Raw genomic sequence first — 18,629 nt, forward strand, 5'->3', positions numbered from 1 at the left:
ATATGAAGGCGCTCAGCGCACCTAGTTTTGCATCGAGGCTGAGACAATCATGTCTCTCTTTGGTTTCCCCCTTGCACGAGGGCAACAGAGGAAAACAAGCGATGAAAAAAACAGATAACAGCAAGAATGGACCAATCCCCAATATGCAGTACGGCTTACAAAAGCTGAAGGGCATAGTTGCGCTGTTCTTTAGTGCCATATGTACTTTATCACTTATTATAGTATACTTTGGGCTGCAAGGGGGCCATGGACCAAATGCCGGGCTGCCATCCGACCCATATTGGATATATACTTTGGACTATACCCCCAATAATTCCAATTTGGATGTTCGGGATAGCCTAGTGGCCTTCGGTTTCAGCATTTTTAAGGAAACACCACAGCATATAGGTCCTCTTGCAAACGAGGAGGGGCTTCGACTTTCTGGAAATATGCTGTCCTGTTCAAACTGCCATCTTGACCAAGGCACCAAACCTTACTCCGCCCCACTGATAGGGGTCGTTCAGAGATTTCCCCAGTATCGCGGCAGGGAGCATCGAATGGGCACCATAGAGGACCGAATAAATGGTTGTATGGAACGGAGCATGAATGGAAAAATGATGTCCCCAAACGGGAAGGAAATGCGTTCCCTGGTAGCCTATCTCACCTGGCTTGGCAGGTACGCTCCAAAGGACGGACAAGTTGCCGGAAAGGGATTCATGGAATTTACCATCCCCGATCGGCCCGTTAACACCTTAAAAGGAGGTGAAATCTACGGCATGCAATGTGCCAAATGCCATCGCCCGGATGGTCAAGGCCTAAAATCGGGAAATACCTATATCTATCCTCCACTTTGGGGACCCCATTCCTACAATAATGGTGCAGGAATGGCAAGGGTACTTACCGCCGCCCGGTTCATAAAGGGCAATATGCCCTTTGGGACCACCTATGAGAATCCTTTGCTTTCCGACGATGAGGCCTATGACGTAGCGGGATATATCAACCAACAGAATAGACCGACAAAACTGGATTTGGAAAAGGACTTCCCGGACCTTAAAAGGAAACCGGTTTCAAGTCCCTATCCCCCTTATGCGGATAATTTCCCCATAGAACAGCACCAAATGGGACCCTATGCCCCCATGATGGAGTACTACCTCAAAACATACAATATCAAGAAAACCAAATAAATAAATATCTAATATATGAAAACAGCAAGTGAAAAATCAAGAAGAGGGTTTTTGGGAACATTGGCCCTAGGAGCTGCTGCGGGCACAGTGTCGATGTTCGCAAATCCGCTCTATGCAAACATGTCCACCTTTGACGAAAGCCAAATGGACGATGTCGAAAAATGGTTCAAAAAGATAAAAGGAAAGCACAGGGTGGTCTTTGATGGTTCCACACCAAATGAGGGCTTTCCCGTAATTTGGAACTGGGCCTTTTATCTTACAAACAACGGTACCGGGGCCACGGATGACCAAATCACGGCAATGACCGTATTTCGCCATACAGCTGCCGGTTTCGCCTATGAGGACAGGATCTGGAAAAAGTACAAACTTGGAGAGTTTTTTGGAATCAATGACAATAATACCGGTAAACCGGCCCTCCGTAATCCGTACTATGAGCCCAAAGGGAAGGATTTTCCCATTAAAGGTGTGGACGGTATAAAGCGCATGCAGGAACGTGGTGCACTATTTTGTATTTGTGACCTGGCCACCAAGGTATACAGCGGCTTTGTTGCAGAGAACATGGGGATGGACCCCCAGGTAGCCTATGAGGACTGGAAAAGCGGGATCCTTCCGGACATTAAGTTGGTACCAGCGGGAATATGGGCCTTGGAGCGCGCACAAAAGCACCAGTGCTCCTATATATTTGCAGGATAGCAATCCCGTTGTCTGGGACGGGTATATCAGGGCATTATTTTCATGCAATGTTGCCGGTCCCAGAATACCAACTGGCCCCAATCTTCCATGAGCTTACCCTATTGATTTGGGTCCTTGTCCCATCTATCCTTTTGAATTTTGAGCTGTTCCCTAGAATGTGAAGGTTTGGGGGTACCATCTAAAGTAGCAAAAAAAGAGCCACAAACGATGATTTCCAACAGCACTTGGACCATCCAAACAGTGTTTACCACATTCAGGGCTGAAACAAGCTAACCACAAGGCATCATCTTGGGTCCATTGGATTAGCCATTGCGTTGGGGAGGCTGTATTGCAACCCATCTGCATCCATTCCTTGCCAAAGGGAACCCCTCATAAAAGGAAGCAGTGCATAACCTATTAATCAAAGCATAATCATGATGACAACCCTATTGCTATGTTGTCTTGGTGCACTTTTAATTGGTGTTACCTTGGGCCTATTGGGTGGTGGGGGATCCATCCTAACGGTTCCCTTGATGGTATATTTGCTGGGTTATAGCCCTATCGTGGCCGGTGGCTACTCCCTGTTCGTTGTTGGATTTTCATCCTTGTTCGGTACAGTGCACAAATATAGGCAGGGTTCGGTGAACATAAGGATAGGGTTATTGTTGGGCGTACCTTCCTTCCTTGTGGTTTATATCACAAGGCGGTATCTGGTACCCCACATCCCCGATATTCTTTTCGGTTTTGGGAATTTTACCCTTACAAAGGGGATGGGGATTATGTTATTGTTCTCCTTGGTAATGCTTTTTGTGGCCCTAACCATATTCCGGGGGGGAAAAATCATTGATTTCTCCGAGCGGGGCCGACCCAAATACATAAAAACCATGTTTCAAGGGGTTCTGATAGGCATAATAACAGGGATTTTGGGCATAGGAGGGGGCTTTCTTTACGTCCCCATCTTGATATTGGGAACCCGCTTATCCGCAAAAATGGCCATTGGCACCTCTCTGTTCATAATCACACTTAAGTCCCTGATCGGTTTTTTTGGAGACATTCAGATACTTGATATTGACTGGATATTTCTTTTGACGTTCTCCGCCGTTTCGGTTATTGGGATTTTCATTGGAAGTCGGTTTGCCAAAAGATTGGACAATAAAAACCTTGTCAGGATATATGGATACATTCTTACTTTCATAGGAGTTTCCATTCTTGCGCATATCCTATATCAATTGGTCTGAAATGCGCGTTCTCTTGAGGCGCTCTCACAGAGGGCGAGCCTTGGTCGCGATAGTGCCATCGGCCATTGGCTGCCCCGTGGAGCTCAAAAATTATACCTATGGTATGAAGCCCTTCAGATGCCATAAGGGTGCTGAAAAAGGGACGTCCCTTTTTCAGTTCCCGCAAAACACCTTGTTTCTTTGGAGGGCATATTGTGTGTTCCCGTTTCTCCACCTTCCCCTCCTAATAATTTCCTCATTGAGCACAAAATCATTCCTAGACCCGTTGCCATAGATCAAACTGATGTAATCCTGACCATTTGCCCTATAGATCTTCCATTTTCCAGTTGAACTGCCGTAGGTAGCCCCATGGGCATTGCCACCATATCCTTCAACACTGAAGGAACCGTCATAATTGACAAAAAAGTAACCATTGGCACAGAAGTTATAATAGTTCAATGAACTGGCATTACTATCGCTTACGTAGGAGGTTCTTGTATAGACCGAAATTTGACTTCCCGCAATAAGATCAAATAGTGTATTGGCAATTTTAGGTTGCGCTGTATCGGTCGTCATTTTCTTTTGGGCCTCAACGTAGGGGGCAAAATCAAACTGGTCCAGCTCATGTTCCGGTTGCAAAAAGGAAAATAGCTCTGAATGTCCGGATATTTCAACGTTCAGGTTGCCCGTCCCAATAATTCCCTTGACCTCCAGTCGTTTTTCCTGACTGACAAAATGCCCTTTCAACAAGTTGCCCTGACGTCTGGCAACAATTACAAAAGATCCGTACATACTGCTCATCAGGCCATAATGGTTTTCCCCATCCTTTTTTAATTGAAGGGACACCTCCTGGCTTGCATTCATATAAGTGCCATCAGGAAGGCTGTTTTGACCAAATACCAGATTGGCCATCAAAAATGGCATATAAAAAGTAAAGTACGCGATACGCTTGTTCCAGTTTTTCATAGTATCCTTTCATTTTCGATATGGTCGCCAAATTGTATGGTAAACCCCAAACCTGTCAATCTTAGACCATACTTGCCCCAACATGCTTTTGGACCTTGTCAACCCCTTTGCATCAACCCAAGTTCAAGCCCTTTTCAGAACTGCCTGTCCTTCACAAGGACCTGACATAAAAATCAAGATGGGCTTCTACCCTCTTTAATTTAGTTCCAGCTTCATTAGAACGTCGGTCTGATCGTCATTTCCGAGTTTGAAAATATGTTTGCCAAAGGCCGAAAATCCATTTTTTTGATAAAATCGTATTGCTCTGGGATTGTGTTCCCATACACCCAACCAGACATATTCGACATCCCTATCCTTCGCAATTTCCATCGCTTTCCCAAAAAGAAGTTGTCCGACCCCTTTTCCATAAAATGTCCTGAGTACATAGATCCGTTCAATCTCAAGGGCATTATCATCCTTAATTTCGGTTTGCGATTTCCCAAAATTTATTTTTAAGTAACCAACCACCTGACTTTCAAGTTCCACAAAATAAAATTCTGAATTTTCGTCCAGCAGTTCACCCTTCAGCGTTTCCATGGAAAATTCTTTCTCCAAATATGCATTCATGTTTTCTTTACTGTTTCCAGAAGAAAATGTTTCCAAAAAAGTCCTTTCCCCAATCCTTTTCACCTTTTCAATGTCAGTTATTGATACTCTTCTAATTTCCATTTTTTCAATACACATAATTATTTGTTACTACATTCCTTAGACAATTACTATTAGCAGGGCACCCCTTTAAATCTGCATTGGGAAGTTCAGTCCATTGGATTAACTGAAACGGATAACGGTTCGATAAGGCCCAAAGTCCCATTTTTTGACCAACCGTACCTATAGGGTATGCACACTTCAAAACTTGCTTCTCAAATCAATAATTCAAAACTTGAATTTCCCACTTTTACAATTATTTCCCGCTAACAATTGTTAGAAAATAACCCTCCGCCCCATGCCCACCGATTTAAGTCGGGACATCATTGGCAATACAGTTTTATGGAAATGGAAATTAGGCGGTACAACACGCAATATAGGGACATCCCCCAATGACGTTTGCCTTACTCGGGCTTAATATTGTTACATCAGGTCAACGAACCTGTCAACCAGAAATTTCCGAATTATCAAAATAAGCTATGATGAATATCCAATTTATGACCAAACAAAAAAATGATAGGAAACTATTGGTCCTCTTTGCATTCTTCCTTTCTTCGGGCGTACTTGCCCAAACCGTGAATCATTTCCCCGCAGAGGGGGCCAAACAACAAATCCAGATGAAGATCGACCATCTGCTCGACAACCTCAAAGAGGGAAATGTGGCCGTTTTGGAAAGCTATCACTACAACGGCGAAGAATCCTCTTATTTCACCAAGAGGGGCCTACTGGATTACGATGGCATAGTGGCACTGGAAAGTGGGTTCTTTTCCAGTTTACGGAACTTTGACAGCCAAGTGCATAACTTACGGGTGGATTTGGTCGGAAGTGGAAAGGACGTAGCCATTTGTACCTTTATATACAGCTATAGTGGAATATTCCGTGATACTCCCATTGCACGGGAAGGGTTAAAGGTATCAGCCATTTTTATTAAGACCGGGGATGAATGGCAAGTGGTCCACAAGAACGTTTCAGAATGAGCTGCTACAATAACTGCGGGTATTGTTGAGGGTTAAGATAAGGGGCGGCTCTTTCCAAAAACAATGTTTTGAAAACCCCTGCCAAGCCCAATCCACCGATCAATGGCCCAGCTTTTGTAACCAGGGCTTCCGCCTGCCAATACCCTATCTAAGGTTCGGGAGGTCCGGCAGGCACAAAGGGTACGTTCCTGTAGCCAAGGGCCAACACTGCAATGACCACCCCAACCAGGGATTTTAGCACCCTATTTTCTAACATAAGTCAAGGGAATTATCGGCTATTATTGGCACATTTAAAGGGTTTGGGCGATTGAAATCGGTCATGTTTGTCGATGGTGTGAATCTTGCCGCTTGATCGGTTTATGCCTACCACCCAAATGGTGCGTGGTTTCATATCGAAATCCATTGAGGTACCATTGCCATAAAATGGAAAGAACTCAAAAATGGCCAATGCCATTTATACTCCCCGATTATACCAATTAATCGTATTAAACATGGATTGTCAATGGGAACAAAACAAATTGGAATTTTAGGTATTGGGGCCATAGGGTCCTTGATGACCTATCAATTGGGCCTAAACAAAAACAATACCCTTTTTCTGTACAGCAGAACGAAAAGGGAACAGGTCGATTTAAAAATAAAGTCCGACCTGATATCATTGCCGCTCAATATTTCGTCCCACCCCAAGAAGGATCAAGAATTGGAATGGCTCATCATTTGTATCAAGGAGCACCACTACAAATATGCCAAACATTGGTTCAAAAAACTCATCGGCCCCAACACCAAGGTCCTGGTCATTCGAAATGGTCTAAACCTAAAAGGCCCATTGTTACGGTACACTCATGAAAGCCATATTTTGGAAAGCATTATTGATGCCCCGGTCCAATGGACCGATTCGAATGAATATGAGGTAATCCATACCCCTAAACTCATCCTTCCTAGATCTAAGGTGGCAACATCTTTTTCGCGATTGCTTAATGAAGAGCACATTCAGATTACGTTTGTGCAGGATTTTAAAACTGCCAGTTGGGAAAAACTGGCTGAAGCTGCAGCGCTTGGTTCAATTTTATGCTTGACCGGTGAAACCTGTAGGATATTTAAGTATAAAAAGCCAAGAAAACTGTTCGTCCAGCTTTTGCAGGAAATCATTAAGGTCGCCCAGGCAGATGGCGCAGCCATTGATTTGGGCTATATCCCTGAGATGGTAAAAAAGATAAAGGCCTACCCGCCGGATAAAAGCAGCTCCATGCTTATGGATAAGACCTGGGGCAGGCCCATAGAGGTAAACGCCAAAAATGGTATCATTTCGAAATTGGGTAAAGATTACGGCGTCCAGACCCCAATAAACGATACGTTGGCGACCTTGTTGACCTTTGTGAATCACAGAAATTTTTAAGTCCACGGCAGAAAAAACGAAACACAGTCCTTGATGGGCACATTGCAAGCTTTCCGCAATGGTCCGCCCAAAAAGAAACAGCGCCCCATCCTTTTGTTTTGAATGCCAGGTCCCACAAAATGTCATAGGGTTCCAAATGGCTCCAATAGAAGCGAACAAAAAGGGAGTGTGTCGCCACACCCCCATTTGAACTAATTAACTAAACCTAACCCCAGGATTCCCTATAATTTCCTATGTCATGCGAATGTAGATAGGGGGTCCCCTGCCCTTTTATAACTTCTTGCCTAATACCCATCATTTTGGGTAATGTTCGGATTGGCTATGACATCAGCGACCGGTATTGGATAGAGATCCCTAAAACTTTCCGTGGTCCTTCCCTCGGGCACATTGCCCTTCCATGGCCAAATCCCCTGGCTGGAAAACTGTCCAAAGCGAATCAGATCGGTCCTCCTATGACATTCCCAATAGAGTTCCCTGGATCTTTCATCCAGTATAAAATCCGGATTCAACTCGGAAGCGGTGATATTCCCGGAAGTATCCCCATACGCACGTTCCCTCAGCAAATTGACATAATTCAGGGCAGTGGCCTGATCTCCCCCAGCTCCCCTTACAAACACTTCGGCGTACATTAAGTAAGCATCTGCCAAACGGAACATCGGAAAATCGATATCCACAATATTTCCGGAGACATCTGAACCAATGGCCCCATTCACATCAACATTGCGATATTTTGTAACGGCGTAGCCATTTTGGAAATTAAAGGGATCTTCTATTTCCAGAGTCTGGGAATCCGTATAGAACATGGCTCTTGAATCCGTATCTCCGGAAATATCGGCAAACTTTTGAACAAAGTTCTCGGTGGTACGAATACCCCACCATCCACCATTGACACCAAACTCCGCTGGGTTCATCGTGCCACCGATAGCGGCATGGGTAAGATACGTCGTCCCTCCAAATCCGGCATTGTTGATGCCATCAAACAGCACGGAAAAAATCACTTCGTTTTCGGCCCCATTTCTATCGTTATCGGCCAGATACAGATAATTGTAATTTGGAGATAGCGTATATCCCGATTCTATTACGTTAACAATGTAAGGGAGTGCATCGGAATATCGGGCCACCCCGGTATAGACCTCCGCGTTCAAGTACAGCTTCGCCAACAACATCCAAACCGCCGCCTTATCGGCACGACCATATTCGTTTCCCCTTGGATCTAAAAGGGAGTCCTTGATTTCAAGCAATTCGGATTCAATAAATTCAAACACCTCGCCTCTCGATCTTTGCTCGGGAAAAAAGTTGCCCACTTTATCCGTTTCCGTAACGAAAGGAATGTTTCCAAAGTTATCGATGCCGTGCCAATAGCTAAGGGCCCGCATGAACCTTGCCTCATCCCGGAACAATTGTATTTCCGCCCTTAGCGCAGTGTCTACACCCCGTTCATCCAATTTGGCCTCCGTGGTCTCCCTTAAGAATTGATTGACCATACCGACCTGAAAATATATTCTGGAGTACATTGCCGAGAGAAACTCGTTGGCCGGAGTCCAGACATGATTGTGAATATCGTGAATGGTGCCGTCGTTCCATGCAATTATGGCTTGATCGGTCGAAAGTTCCTGAACCGTGAACAGCAGGCGCAGATAATTGGAGAAATTTCCATCTATCCCCTGTATATCGGCATCCCCGGCAGCTTGACCGTTTATGGCTATTCCGCCATATATCTTTGCCAAAAACTGTTTGTACGCCAGTGGGTCCTCAAATACTTTGTCCGCTGTTTGAGAAGTGATTGGTTCCAAATCAAGTTCACTTTCGCAGGAACCCACCAACACAGTCAACAGCATCGAGATTCCAATGTAATAAATTCTTTTTGTTTTTTTCATAGTGCAAAATTTTAGAAGTTAGCATTAAAACCGAACAGGAAAGTTCTAGGTCTGGGAAATAGGTTGTTATCTATTCCATTATTGATTTCAGGATCCAATCCGTCATAGCCCGTAATGACAAAGACGTTTTGTGCCGTTGTATACAACCTTAAATCTACCTTACCATTAAGTATGTTATCAAAATTGTACCCTAGGGTGATATTATCCATCCTAAGAAAAGAAGCATCCTGGACATAATAATCCGAGAACAACTGTAAAGTTTGAAAATTGGTGTCCAGATAGGAGGCCAGGATGTTTCTGTTCGAGTTCAGACGATTAAGCTCGGATGCCACACCCAGGGAAGAATCATTGTTGTTATAGGCATAGTTGCCAAGGCTGCCCCTCAGGGTGAAGTTCAAATCCCAATTCTTGTAGTTTGTATACGAGGAAAAACCAAGTAATACATCCGCATTCGGATTTTTGTAAATTCTGCGGTCCGCAGAATCCACAGTTCCATCCCCATTTATATCGACATATTCGCCCTCAATGGGTCGTCCATTTTCATCATATACCTGTTCAAAAACGAGGAAAGAATTCTGCGGTTCACCGACTTTTTGTGTTTGTATGTTATTCCCGGTTCCACCGGAAATTGGTCCTGTAGCAATCCCAGGGGAGTTTGGGTCATCCACGGAATTCAATTTCTTGATCTCATTATCCAGATAGGTCACATTAAAGCCAAAATTCCAGTTGAATTGTTCCTTTCGAACAATATCAGTTTCCAGGGAAAACTCGATACCGCTACTTTCCAGGTCCCCAATATTGGTGAAAAGGATGTTCGTGAGATTCGATCCCGCCGGAGGTGAAATGGTACTTAAGACATCTGATGTGCTCCTTGTAAAATAATCAATTGAACCGGCAATCTTATTTTCAAGGAAACCAAAGTCCAAACCAATATTGTAGGTACTGGATTCCTCCCATTTAATATCGGAGTCAAATCCCGAAGGACGCAGGGTATTGAAAAATTCGTTTCCAAACTGATATCGAAAATCATCTTGTCCCGGGGTGAACACCGGCAAAAAACCGAAGTCCGATCCAATTTCCTGTTGCCCGGTTTCTCCGTATCCCAGTCTTAGCTTAAGATTCGAAATTGTTTTGGAATCCTTTAAAAAGTCCTCCTCTGAAATGGACCAGGCCAATGCACCCGATAAAAAGTTGCCCCATCGGTTTTCCCTGGCAAATCGGGAGGAACCATCCCTTCGATAGGAAAGCGTTAAAAGGTATTTACTTTTTAGCACATAGTTGAATCGTGCAAAATACGATATTAGGGAATTTTGGGTGGCAAATTCAGTTTCGGAAATGGCCCCTAGGCCCGTAAGGTTGAAAGATTGGTTTTCCCTATAAAAATCCTGATAGGAATGTCCAACTGTCAAATCAATTTTACTGTCCATCTTTTCCAATTCGGTCATGTAGTTCAGATAAAAATCCGCCAACGTACTTCTACGCAGACTTCCATAGGTGCCCTCACTTCCACCATTTAAGAATCCGCCTGCAGAGGTTGCCAGTGTACGGGTTTCCCCATCTACTTTGGAATAGTCAAACCCTAAAATCAAATTGGCCTTCAATCCTTTCAAAAAGGGGATGTCATAATCGAACTTGACATTTCCTATGAACCTTTCGGTATCCGCCGTGTTGAAATTTTGTCTTAATAGTCCCAGTGGATTTAATGCAGCTAGAGCCAATGGGGTACCGTCATCCTGTAGCCATTCCGAATAACCCCCATACAGATCGGATCCACTAAAAACGGGAAATGTGGGATCAAACTCCAATGCAGACCGCAATGCAGAATTATTTGCAAAATCATCCGTTGTAAATGCTCCACGAATGTTTAAATCAACCTTCAAGCTATTGTCAAAGAGATTTTGACGAAAGGTCAAAGCAGCATTAAGCCTTTCAAATTCCGAAGTTTTCAAAACACCTTCCTGGTTAAGATAGCCTAACGACAATCGATAGGATGACGAGTCATATCCCTTCGAAATTGCGAGGTTGGTATCAGTTCCAAACGCGCCTTGAAAAATTTGGTCCTGCCAATCGGTATTGGCATTGCCCAAAAGGGCAATTTGTTCCGGGGTACCCGTGGCATTAATGGCGGCCCTAAATTGTTCTGCGGATAGCACATCCGAACGGTTCGCAGTACTCCCTATGGAGGCATAGCTACCAAATGTAACTTCCAACGGGGCATTTAATTTTCCTGATTTTGTGGTAATCAAGATTACCCCTGCGGAAGCCCTAGACCCGTAAATAGCCGCAGCCGAGGCATCCTTTAGCACGACAAAGCTTTCTATATCATTGGGGTTGATTGAATTCAACGGGGTCGATGCGCTCCCTGGCGTATTGTTTTGGTCAACCGGAACCCCATCTATAACAATTAGGGGACTATTGTTCGCATTAAGGGAAGAAGTACCTCCTCGTACCCGTATCGTACCGGCCTGACCGGGCTGTCCACTAGGTGGTATAATGTTCACCCCGGCAGTCTTTCCGGAAATCAGCTGTTCGGGTGAAACAATGACCCCTCCGTTAAACTCCTCTGCATCCACCTTCTCGATCGCTCCCGTTGCATCTTTGACCGTAGTGCTCCCATAACCAATGATTACAACCTCGTCCAACTGGTTTTGCGATTCTGACATAACAACATTCAGCACCGAGGAAACCACCTCAATTTCCTGGGTGGTAAAGCCGATATAGGAAAAAACCAGTATATCGCCCTGATTGGCTTGAATTTGAAAATTACCGTCCAAATCGGTCGTGGCACCAACCGAAGTTCCTTTCAATAGCACATTGGCCCCAAATATGGGATCCCCTGTCACCTCATCGGAAACGGATCCCGTAACCGTGATTTGGGCACTTAATCCGAAGAGTGCAAAAAACAGTATGCACGCAATTATGGTTTGCTTAGTTTTCATAGGTTTGATTTTAAACTCTTAATAGTATTAATTGGTTAGTTGTATTATTTTGGCGGTATGTTTTGGAAGGGTTATACTTCCAACGGAGCCCATAACCTCTCCCGTTAGGATATCCGTCCCTTTGGAAAAACCATCCAGGGATTCCTGAAAACGGCCTAGGTCATAGGTTGAATGATCTTTTTCACTATTGTTTATGATCACCATTGTTGACCTGTCTTCCAGGTACCTGAAATAGACATAGACATCTTCAATAGGTTTGTAATGCACTAGATTCCCCTTGTGAATTTCAGTGGCGTTCTTCCTCCATTTAAGAATGGTACTGACATAATCGAACACCTCGTTTTCATCTTTGGACCTCCCATCCCTGGAAAAAGCATTTCGGTCATCGGATTTCCACCCACCTGGAAAGTCCCTTCGCAACAGACCATCAGGCTTATTTCCGTCCAATAAGATTTCGTCGCCGTAATATATTTGGGGAATGCCCCGAGTCGTAAGCATGAACGCCATTGAAAGTTTAACCTTATCCTTGTTTTTGTCAAGTTGGTGAAACACTCTCGCGACATCGTGGTTTCCATTGAATATCTTGTGGCTAAACGGGGTGCTGTAAAGGAAATCATATGCCAAAGCCTCATAAAGCCTATAGGTGTCATTATCCTTCCCAAAAGCCCTTACCATGGCATAATAGAGGGGGTAGTCACTCAAGCTATTGATATTGGAGCGATACCCATCCTTGTTCAATTCGTCCCTATTCCAATAGGAAAGCGATGCGGCCTGCTCCTCAGAGGTTTCTGCAACCAGATAGAAGTTAGGGTACTCTTCTTCTATTGTTCGGCCCCAGGTGGCCATGACATCTTTGTCCGGATAAGGATAGGTATCCATTCGGATTCCATCCAAATCCGCATATTCTATCCACCATATTGAATTCTGTATCAAGTAGGTCGACAGATATTTGTTGTTCTGATTTAGATCGGGAAGATTTCGGTCAAACCATCCTTTGGTATGCAGGTCCAAATCTGTATTGGATTTGTAAGGATCGGAAATACTGATATTGGTATAGCTGGTTCGCGTAAAGTCATCCCATTGGTTCAACCAATCCTTTGAGGGAAGGTCCTCCATCCACCAATGACCGGCCCCACAATGGTTAAAAACCTGATCCATGACCATTTTGATCCCTTTATCATGACATTTCTCCACCAAATCGAGAAAATCATCATTGGTTCCAAAACGGGGATCGGTCTTGTAGAAATCAGATATTCCATAACCGTGGTAGGAATATTTTGGTTGATCGTTCTCAAGGAAGGGATTTAGCCAAAGAGTGGTTACCCCCAGTTCCTCTATATAGGCCAGGTGGTCCATAATACCTTTGATATCACCGCCGTGCCTACCATCCAAGTTGGCTCTGTCAACATTTTCTAAGGTGTCATCGGTAGAATCATTCAATGTATCCCCATTGGAAAACCTGTCCGGAGTAATGAGGTACATGACGTCGGATGCATCAATCGATGGTCCTACGTGCTTTGAATTTCTTTTGGTTTTAAGCTCATAGTCATAAACCACCGAACCCTTATCTCCCTGAAAGCGTATCAGGAATGTGCCCGCCTTTGTCGTCTTGCCGATATCAAGGTTAACAAATAGGTAATTGGGGCTTTCCAGCGTCACGGTACTTTTAATGGCAATGCCAGGATAGTCTATTGTAGGAACGGTCCTGCTGATATTGGTTCCATGGACCAAGAGCTGCAAATTTGAATTTTCCATGCCCACCCACCAACTTGGCGGTTCGACCCGATTTACCGCAATGTCCTGCGAATGGCCATTGGGCGTAAGGAAAAAGAAAAATACAACGATCGATATAACCTTGTAGAGGGTTTGCATAGTATCAATAAATTTTACCCGACAATTCTATCAAATTAAAATGCCCACTACAAGGAAGCTATATAAACAGCCTTTTGATTTGTACCAAATACGACTTCCATCGATTCGATGTTCCTTTTTAATATCTGTCAGATTTCAAATTATTGGACCATGCCCACCTGTATTTTGTATAGGTTAAGTTGCATTATGTACTTTTTATGTTGTTGTTTATACAATTTTGAAGAACTTCGAACTACCTCGGGCACCAAATGAAAAAACTCAATGTTGAGAAAATTATTGAAACATACTTGGGCAAGACATTTGTTCTATTGGATTTCCTTTGTCCTATTCTTTACAATTGTGTGGGGCACAGCGGACGGGGATTACTTTACGAGCCTGAAAATTCAATTGTGCAGTCTCCCTTCCCGTTTGGTATTGGTCTATGTCACCTTACGGGTACTCTTTGTAAAATATTTTAAAAGCAAACAGTATGTAAAGCTGTTTTTCCTCTACCTATTATTACTGATTTTTACCGGTGTTTTTATTCAAAGGCCAATGATGCTTTATTTTGCAAGGCCTTTTTTATCCCTGGATTGGGTCAATCCCGAATTTTTCGTGGTGACCGAAATTGTCAATACTATTTTGGACGTTAACCTGGCCGCAATACTTCCAATCAGTAATTTTTTCTACAAGGCGTACAAAACCACCTATGAAAAATCCATGGCCCTGGAAAAACAAAGCCTAAATCAAGGGACAGGGGACATTGAAGGTTTTCTACTGGTAAAGGTTGAAAAAACCCTACAGAAACTTCCCCTTTCCGAAATTGTCTATATCGAGAGCCAAAAAAACTATGTCAAAATCTGCACAACAAAGAAAAAGATCTACACCTACAAAAGCATTTCCTCGGTTGAAGAGGAATTGCCCAAGGATTACTTCATTAGGATCCATCGATCATTCATAATCGGCCGTCACTTCATCGAATCCTTCTCGCCAAGTAAGGTAGTGGTCAACGGATTTGTAATCTCCGTGGGAAGAAAGTACAAGGAAAGGTTAAAAAACGAGTTGGGCTACTTTTAGTTTCCATTGGTAGGCGCAATGGATTCTTACCCCCATTACCAGCCAACAAGATGGAATGCAATTCAAATCGGTCACATACTGCATTTGCCTACAGGTAAGTCGAGTCATCGGGACTTAAACCTCAAAGTGGCCAAGGGTCCCTTAGGGCAATAACCACATTGCACATGAACTCAAAATCATCACAGCAGCGCACCCCAACCCATGCCAAAAAACATGCTACCGGTATGGTAAAATCCCATTTCCGTCATTTATTATAAGCCATGGTAGTTCTATGGACCTAAATTTGAACCAACAATTTTAAAACATGCACGCCGTTCCTTCCTTAATGGATGTAGATTCTGAATAACCACTCAAAAGCTTTGAAAGGGATGGGGCATAAGATTGAGTTCTGAAGCTGAAGTGTCACCGACCTTTTTGATTAAGACAAAGGTAGAAATCCCAGAAAAAATCCTACCCCCACGGAATGTGATGAACCGAACACCATTTGAATTTTGAGAAATCCCCCAGTAAATGAAGCGCACCACCCTTATTCTCCTTGCAAAAATTGTAGCGGCCATTGGAGTTTTCCGTACTGTTCAAGCCGTGATTTGTATAATAGGATTGCGGATTATGGATGAATTTTATACCTATATACCATGTCAAAATTGAATGAAAATTATTGGTGGGTGCTAGAACAAAAAATTCTCGATATGTCATCCTACTTTTTTAATACCCCCAATTACCAATAAGCCAAGTATACATGTCTCAAATTTCCCTTAAACAGATCGCTTTTATTTCAGGATACTCTCCCGGCACAGTATCAAAGGCGTTGAACGGCAGTCGAGAAATCAGCGATAGGACAAAGGAAGTGATCCGGAATATTGCCAACGAATACGAATACCAACCGAACATCTCGGCAAAATCATTGCTTTCGGGAAGAACGAACACCATTGGCTTGTTGATGCCGGAATTTTCGAAAATCGAATATTTTGAGGTAATGAAGGGTATTGAAGAAAACTTGGTCAAAAATGGGTTCAAACTAATGACACACCAATCAAAAAGAAGCCATTCAAATTTCAAAAAGGTGGTAAACAATTTTTTGGATGGAAGTATTGACGCCCTTATTATTATTGACAAGGCCCATATTCCTGGAAAGAATATCGAATATCTGGACAAAATCATTGAGCGAAGGCTACCGATCTGTACCCTGGATCTATCCAACACCAATGGATTTAATGAAAATCCAAGTATTTCAACCACGGAAATCGTCAAAAAGGTTGCAACAGAAATCTTACGGCATTTGAATTAATGGAGCTCTGTCAACGTTTTTCGCTGAATACCAAGTCCCCTGCTTACACAACCTCCAATTTCCCCTGATGACGCCCAAAACCTCGAACATAGACAAAATTGACAATACTTCGAAGTTGAACATTCAAAACCCTGGTTCCAAAAGTCTTATTGGCTTGAAGAACATAAATACATTTTGATCATAGGAAAAGTCAGGTCAATATTTCATCTACCTATGCAAGTGCACAGAATCAAAATGTGCCAGGTCTTGGAGCAGTGATATGGGGTACTCCAAATACCATGTCATTCTTGTACGCCGTTTTGATAGTTACATGGCCCTATCCCATGCATTCGTATATCCTTCATTGATTTACATCCCTTTTGGAGACGGTCGATCTGTTCGTTATCTTATTTTTGAAAAATGTTACTATTATCGAAGACCTATCGAACATGGTCCCTTGAGCGGGTTTCAAGGCATGTGGTATATTGGATGTTTTGGTGGGTGTTCTATACCGTGGTGAACGAGGGGATCTTTGAAAATGGCAGTTATAGTTCATGGTTTTTATTTGAGCTTCATGTCTTGCCGCTAAAGCTTTCCATAACATATTTTACGATTTACTATTTGTTCCCGAAATATGCCAAAAACAAAGGGTACTTTACTTTCTTTGTCTTTTTGATTGGTTTAACCATAGTCGGAGGCTTTATATTTCGGGCCATTGACTATTATATCATCAGTGGTCGCATCATTTCTTCAAAATCCTTTTTAAATGAAATAGATGATACGAGATTCTGGTCATTCCAAATCGCGTACAAAACCCTTAACCTTCTGTTTATTGTATCATTGGTACTGCTCATAAAGTACATTCAGCTGCAGTTCGAGCAGGAAAGAAAGAACAAGGCACTGATGACCCAAAAACTCGAAACCGAGTTAAATTATCTAAAACATCAATTGCAACCCCATTTTCTGTTCAATACCTTAAATAACTTATATGGTTTGATTATCACCAAGGACGAAAATGCCGGTAAAATAGCATTGAAATTATCAGAAATCCTAAGCTACATGCTTTATGATTCCAATGATAAGGAAATTCCCTTGGAAAAAGAGCTCACCTGTATTTCTGATTATATTGAATTGGAAAAATTACGCTATGGTGATGAACTGACGGTAACCTACAATGTCGAAGGGACCGCCCATCACCAAAAGATTGCGCCCCTGATATTGATTTCATTTGTTGAAAATGCCTTTAAGCATGGTCCTTCTGGTGAACTGGCCAGTTGTTGGATAGCCATTTCAGTTACTATTGAAAGGGATATTTTGAGCTTTTCAGTGGAGAACAGCATCCAAAAGGAACCCGTGGAGACCACCAAGGAACCTGCTAGGATTCTAAGCGGAATTGGACTTGCCAACGTCAAAAAAAGACTTGAATTGATATATGGAGAATCCTTCGACCTTAGTACCACTGAAAAAGACACGTATAAAGTGGAATTAACAATTAATTATAATGAACTGTCTCATAGTTGATGATGAACCTATTGCCATCAAAGTAATAGAGACGCATCTAAAGGAATTTAAGGAACTGGTGGTGATAGCCAAGTGCCGGAGCGCGATACAGGCTTTGGACATCATAGAAAAAAATAGGATCGATCTTATTTTTCTTGATATTGAAATGCCGAAGATTGATGGGTTTTCATTTTTGAAATCACTCAAGAACCCTCCTTTGGTGATTGTTACTACGGCTCACCGTGGTTATGCAATCGAGGGGTTTGAGCTGGATGTGGTCGACTATCTACTAAAACCCATTTCATTGGAGCGTATGGTAAAGGCCATTTCAAAAGTAAGGCGAATGCAGAAAGAGGGAGCTTCCTTCGGTGTTTCCCAACTGGTTAAGACCAAATACAATCCCTTTATTTTTATCAGAAGTGAGCGGGAAAATGTCAAGATAGAGCTACAATCTATACTTTATATCGAAAGCCTTAAAAATCATATCAAAATAGTTACTCCAAAAAAGAGCCATATTACGTTACTAAGCATTGGTAAAATGGAGGATAAATTACCAAGGGATGTTTTTTTAAGGATTCACAGGTCCTACTTGGTAAACAAACATCAAATCGAAAACTATTCCAACACCCATGTGGTAATCAAGAGAAAATCCATCCCAATTGGCAGAAACTACAAGGAAGAGGTATTGGAATATCTTGGTAAGAATCAACTGTAATATTTTGATGTTCACTAAGCATCCCATAACCTTTAACCGGTACAAATTAAGGGGGGATCCTTAAACCAGCATGTGCTGTCCCATTTCCGATTTTGGTAAGTTTTCAGCTCATTCCCAAAAAACTATGCTTCTAACAAAATAAAACTCTTTGCATTTACTTTTCATCCGAAGACAAGTTTCTCAGCAACCCTATCTGGGGCTGGGGCACAAAATACAAGTACGGGCCTATCTCGTAGAAAGTACGATACTCCTCTAGTCTGACTTGAAAAAAAATAACACTGGGTTTGTCCATTCTTTTTTAAAGAACACCCTTCGAAATTCGAACCAATGG

At 42.8% G+C, this 18,629-nt stretch carries 14 protein-coding genes; 9 read left to right on the top strand and 5 right to left on the bottom strand.

Annotated elements, in window-relative coordinates; all coding sequences use genetic code 11:
- The first annotated feature begins 101 nt into the window (after positions 1-101).
- The 3 genes from EW142_RS07190 (at position 102) to EW142_RS07200 (ending at position 3,073) form a co-directional block, all read left to right on the top strand.
- The gene (locus EW142_RS07190; RefSeq protein WP_240740171.1) at positions 102-1,163 is read left to right on the top strand and encodes a c-type cytochrome; all 1,062 of its coding nucleotides are present in this window, start codon (positions 102-104) and stop codon (positions 1,161-1,163) included.
- Positions 1,164-1,178: 15 nt separating this feature from the next.
- Entirely contained in the window at positions 1,179-1,856 is a 678-nt protein-coding gene (locus EW142_RS07195; protein ID WP_130611726.1) for a twin-arginine translocation signal domain-containing protein, read from the top strand.
- Positions 1,857-2,269: 413 nt separating this feature from the next.
- Complete coding sequence (locus EW142_RS07200) at positions 2,270-3,073, top strand: sulfite exporter TauE/SafE family protein (protein WP_240740172.1); 804 nt, start codon at positions 2,270-2,272, stop codon at positions 3,071-3,073.
- 153 nt (positions 3,074-3,226) lie between these two features.
- Here the strand turns inward: EW142_RS07200 and EW142_RS07205 are convergent, their stop codons facing one another.
- Positions 3,227-4,018 carry a hypothetical protein gene (locus EW142_RS07205; protein ID WP_130611729.1) on the bottom strand — a complete coding sequence of 264 codons (792 nt, stop codon included), beginning with the start codon at positions 4,016-4,018 and terminating at the stop codon, positions 3,227-3,229.
- Between the two features lie 195 nt (positions 4,019-4,213).
- The gene (locus EW142_RS07210) at positions 4,214-4,726 is read right to left on the bottom strand and encodes a GNAT family N-acetyltransferase (RefSeq protein WP_205783227.1); all 513 of its coding nucleotides are present in this window, start codon (positions 4,724-4,726) and stop codon (positions 4,214-4,216) included.
- 473 nt (positions 4,727-5,199) lie between these two features.
- On the opposite strand from EW142_RS07210, the gene EW142_RS07215 reads away from it, so the two are divergent.
- Both EW142_RS07215 and EW142_RS07220 read left to right on the top strand, forming a co-directional pair.
- A complete protein-coding gene (locus EW142_RS07215) occupies positions 5,200-5,679 on the top strand; it encodes a nuclear transport factor 2 family protein (protein WP_130611732.1) in 480 nt (159 codons plus the stop codon).
- Between the two features lie 502 nt (positions 5,680-6,181).
- Positions 6,182-7,072 carry a ketopantoate reductase family protein gene (locus tag EW142_RS07220; protein WP_130611735.1) on the top strand — a complete coding sequence of 297 codons (891 nt, stop codon included), beginning with the start codon at positions 6,182-6,184 and terminating at the stop codon, positions 7,070-7,072.
- A gap of 284 nt (positions 7,073-7,356) precedes the next feature.
- Here the strand turns inward: EW142_RS07220 and EW142_RS07225 are convergent, their stop codons facing one another.
- From EW142_RS07225 to EW142_RS07235, 3 genes are read right to left on the bottom strand one after another with little or no spacing between them, the layout of a single operon-like run.
- Entirely contained in the window at positions 7,357-8,949 is a 1,593-nt protein-coding gene (locus tag EW142_RS07225; RefSeq protein WP_130611738.1) for a RagB/SusD family nutrient uptake outer membrane protein, read from the bottom strand.
- Positions 8,950-8,960: 11 nt separating this feature from the next.
- Positions 8,961-11,888 carry a SusC/RagA family TonB-linked outer membrane protein gene (locus EW142_RS07230; protein WP_130611741.1) on the bottom strand — a complete coding sequence of 976 codons (2,928 nt, stop codon included), beginning with the start codon at positions 11,886-11,888 and terminating at the stop codon, positions 8,961-8,963.
- 27 nt (positions 11,889-11,915) lie between these two features.
- Entirely contained in the window at positions 11,916-13,760 is a 1,845-nt protein-coding gene (locus EW142_RS07235; protein ID WP_130611744.1) for a glycoside hydrolase family 13 protein, read from the bottom strand.
- Between the two features lie 261 nt (positions 13,761-14,021).
- Between EW142_RS07235 and EW142_RS07240 the strand changes: the two genes are divergently transcribed.
- The 4 genes from EW142_RS07240 (at position 14,022) to EW142_RS07255 (ending at position 18,298) form a co-directional block, all read left to right on the top strand.
- Positions 14,022-14,816, top strand: coding sequence for a LytR/AlgR family response regulator transcription factor (locus EW142_RS07240; protein WP_130611747.1), 795 nt, complete (start codon positions 14,022-14,024; stop codon positions 14,814-14,816).
- A gap of 739 nt (positions 14,817-15,555) precedes the next feature.
- Entirely contained in the window at positions 15,556-16,104 is a 549-nt protein-coding gene (locus EW142_RS07245; RefSeq protein ID WP_130611750.1) for a LacI family DNA-binding transcriptional regulator, read from the top strand.
- A gap of 399 nt (positions 16,105-16,503) precedes the next feature.
- Positions 16,504-17,604, top strand: coding sequence for a sensor histidine kinase (locus tag EW142_RS07250; RefSeq protein WP_130611752.1), 1,101 nt, complete (start codon positions 16,504-16,506; stop codon positions 17,602-17,604).
- Entirely contained in the window at positions 17,585-18,298 is a 714-nt protein-coding gene (locus EW142_RS07255; RefSeq protein ID WP_130611754.1) for a LytR/AlgR family response regulator transcription factor, read from the top strand. Before EW142_RS07250 ends, EW142_RS07255 begins: the two co-directional genes overlap by 20 nt.
- Positions 18,299-18,629 lie beyond the last annotated feature (331 nt).

Source organism: Flagellimonas allohymeniacidonis, from assembly GCF_004296335.1.
GTDB classification, from domain to species: Bacteria; Bacteroidota; Bacteroidia; order Flavobacteriales; family Flavobacteriaceae; genus Flagellimonas; species Flagellimonas allohymeniacidonis.

Excerpts from the sequence above, each read along its gene's own strand:
- EW142_RS07250 (WP_130611752.1), top strand. The coding sequence starts at position 16,504 with ATGTTACTATTATCGAAGACCTATCGAACATGGTCCCTTGAGCGGGTT.
- EW142_RS07215 (WP_130611732.1), top strand. The coding sequence starts at position 5,200 with ATGACCAAACAAAAAAATGATAGGAAACTATTGGTCCTCTTTGCATTC.
- EW142_RS07235 (WP_130611744.1), bottom strand. The coding sequence starts at position 13,760 with ATGCAAACCCTCTACAAGGTTATATCGATCGTTGTATTTTTCTTTTTC.
- EW142_RS07245 (WP_130611750.1), top strand. The coding sequence starts at position 15,556 with ATGTCTCAAATTTCCCTTAAACAGATCGCTTTTATTTCAGGATACTCT.
- EW142_RS07210 (WP_205783227.1), bottom strand. The coding sequence starts at position 4,726 with ATGGAAATTAGAAGAGTATCAATAACTGACATTGAAAAGGTGAAAAGG.
- EW142_RS07220 (WP_130611735.1), top strand. The coding sequence starts at position 6,182 with ATGGGAACAAAACAAATTGGAATTTTAGGTATTGGGGCCATAGGGTCC.
- EW142_RS07255 (WP_130611754.1), top strand. The coding sequence starts at position 17,585 with ATGAACTGTCTCATAGTTGATGATGAACCTATTGCCATCAAAGTAATA.
- EW142_RS07240 (WP_130611747.1), top strand. The coding sequence starts at position 14,022 with ATGTTGAGAAAATTATTGAAACATACTTGGGCAAGACATTTGTTCTAT.
- EW142_RS07195 (WP_130611726.1), top strand. The coding sequence starts at position 1,179 with ATGAAAACAGCAAGTGAAAAATCAAGAAGAGGGTTTTTGGGAACATTG.
- EW142_RS07190 (WP_240740171.1), top strand. The coding sequence starts at position 102 with ATGAAAAAAACAGATAACAGCAAGAATGGACCAATCCCCAATATGCAG.
- EW142_RS07205 (WP_130611729.1), bottom strand. The coding sequence starts at position 4,018 with ATGAAAAACTGGAACAAGCGTATCGCGTACTTTACTTTTTATATGCCA.
- EW142_RS07225 (WP_130611738.1), bottom strand. The coding sequence starts at position 8,949 with ATGAAAAAAACAAAAAGAATTTATTACATTGGAATCTCGATGCTGTTG.
- EW142_RS07230 (WP_130611741.1), bottom strand. The coding sequence starts at position 11,888 with ATGAAAACTAAGCAAACCATAATTGCGTGCATACTGTTTTTTGCACTC.
- EW142_RS07200 (WP_240740172.1), top strand. The coding sequence starts at position 2,270 with ATGATGACAACCCTATTGCTATGTTGTCTTGGTGCACTTTTAATTGGT.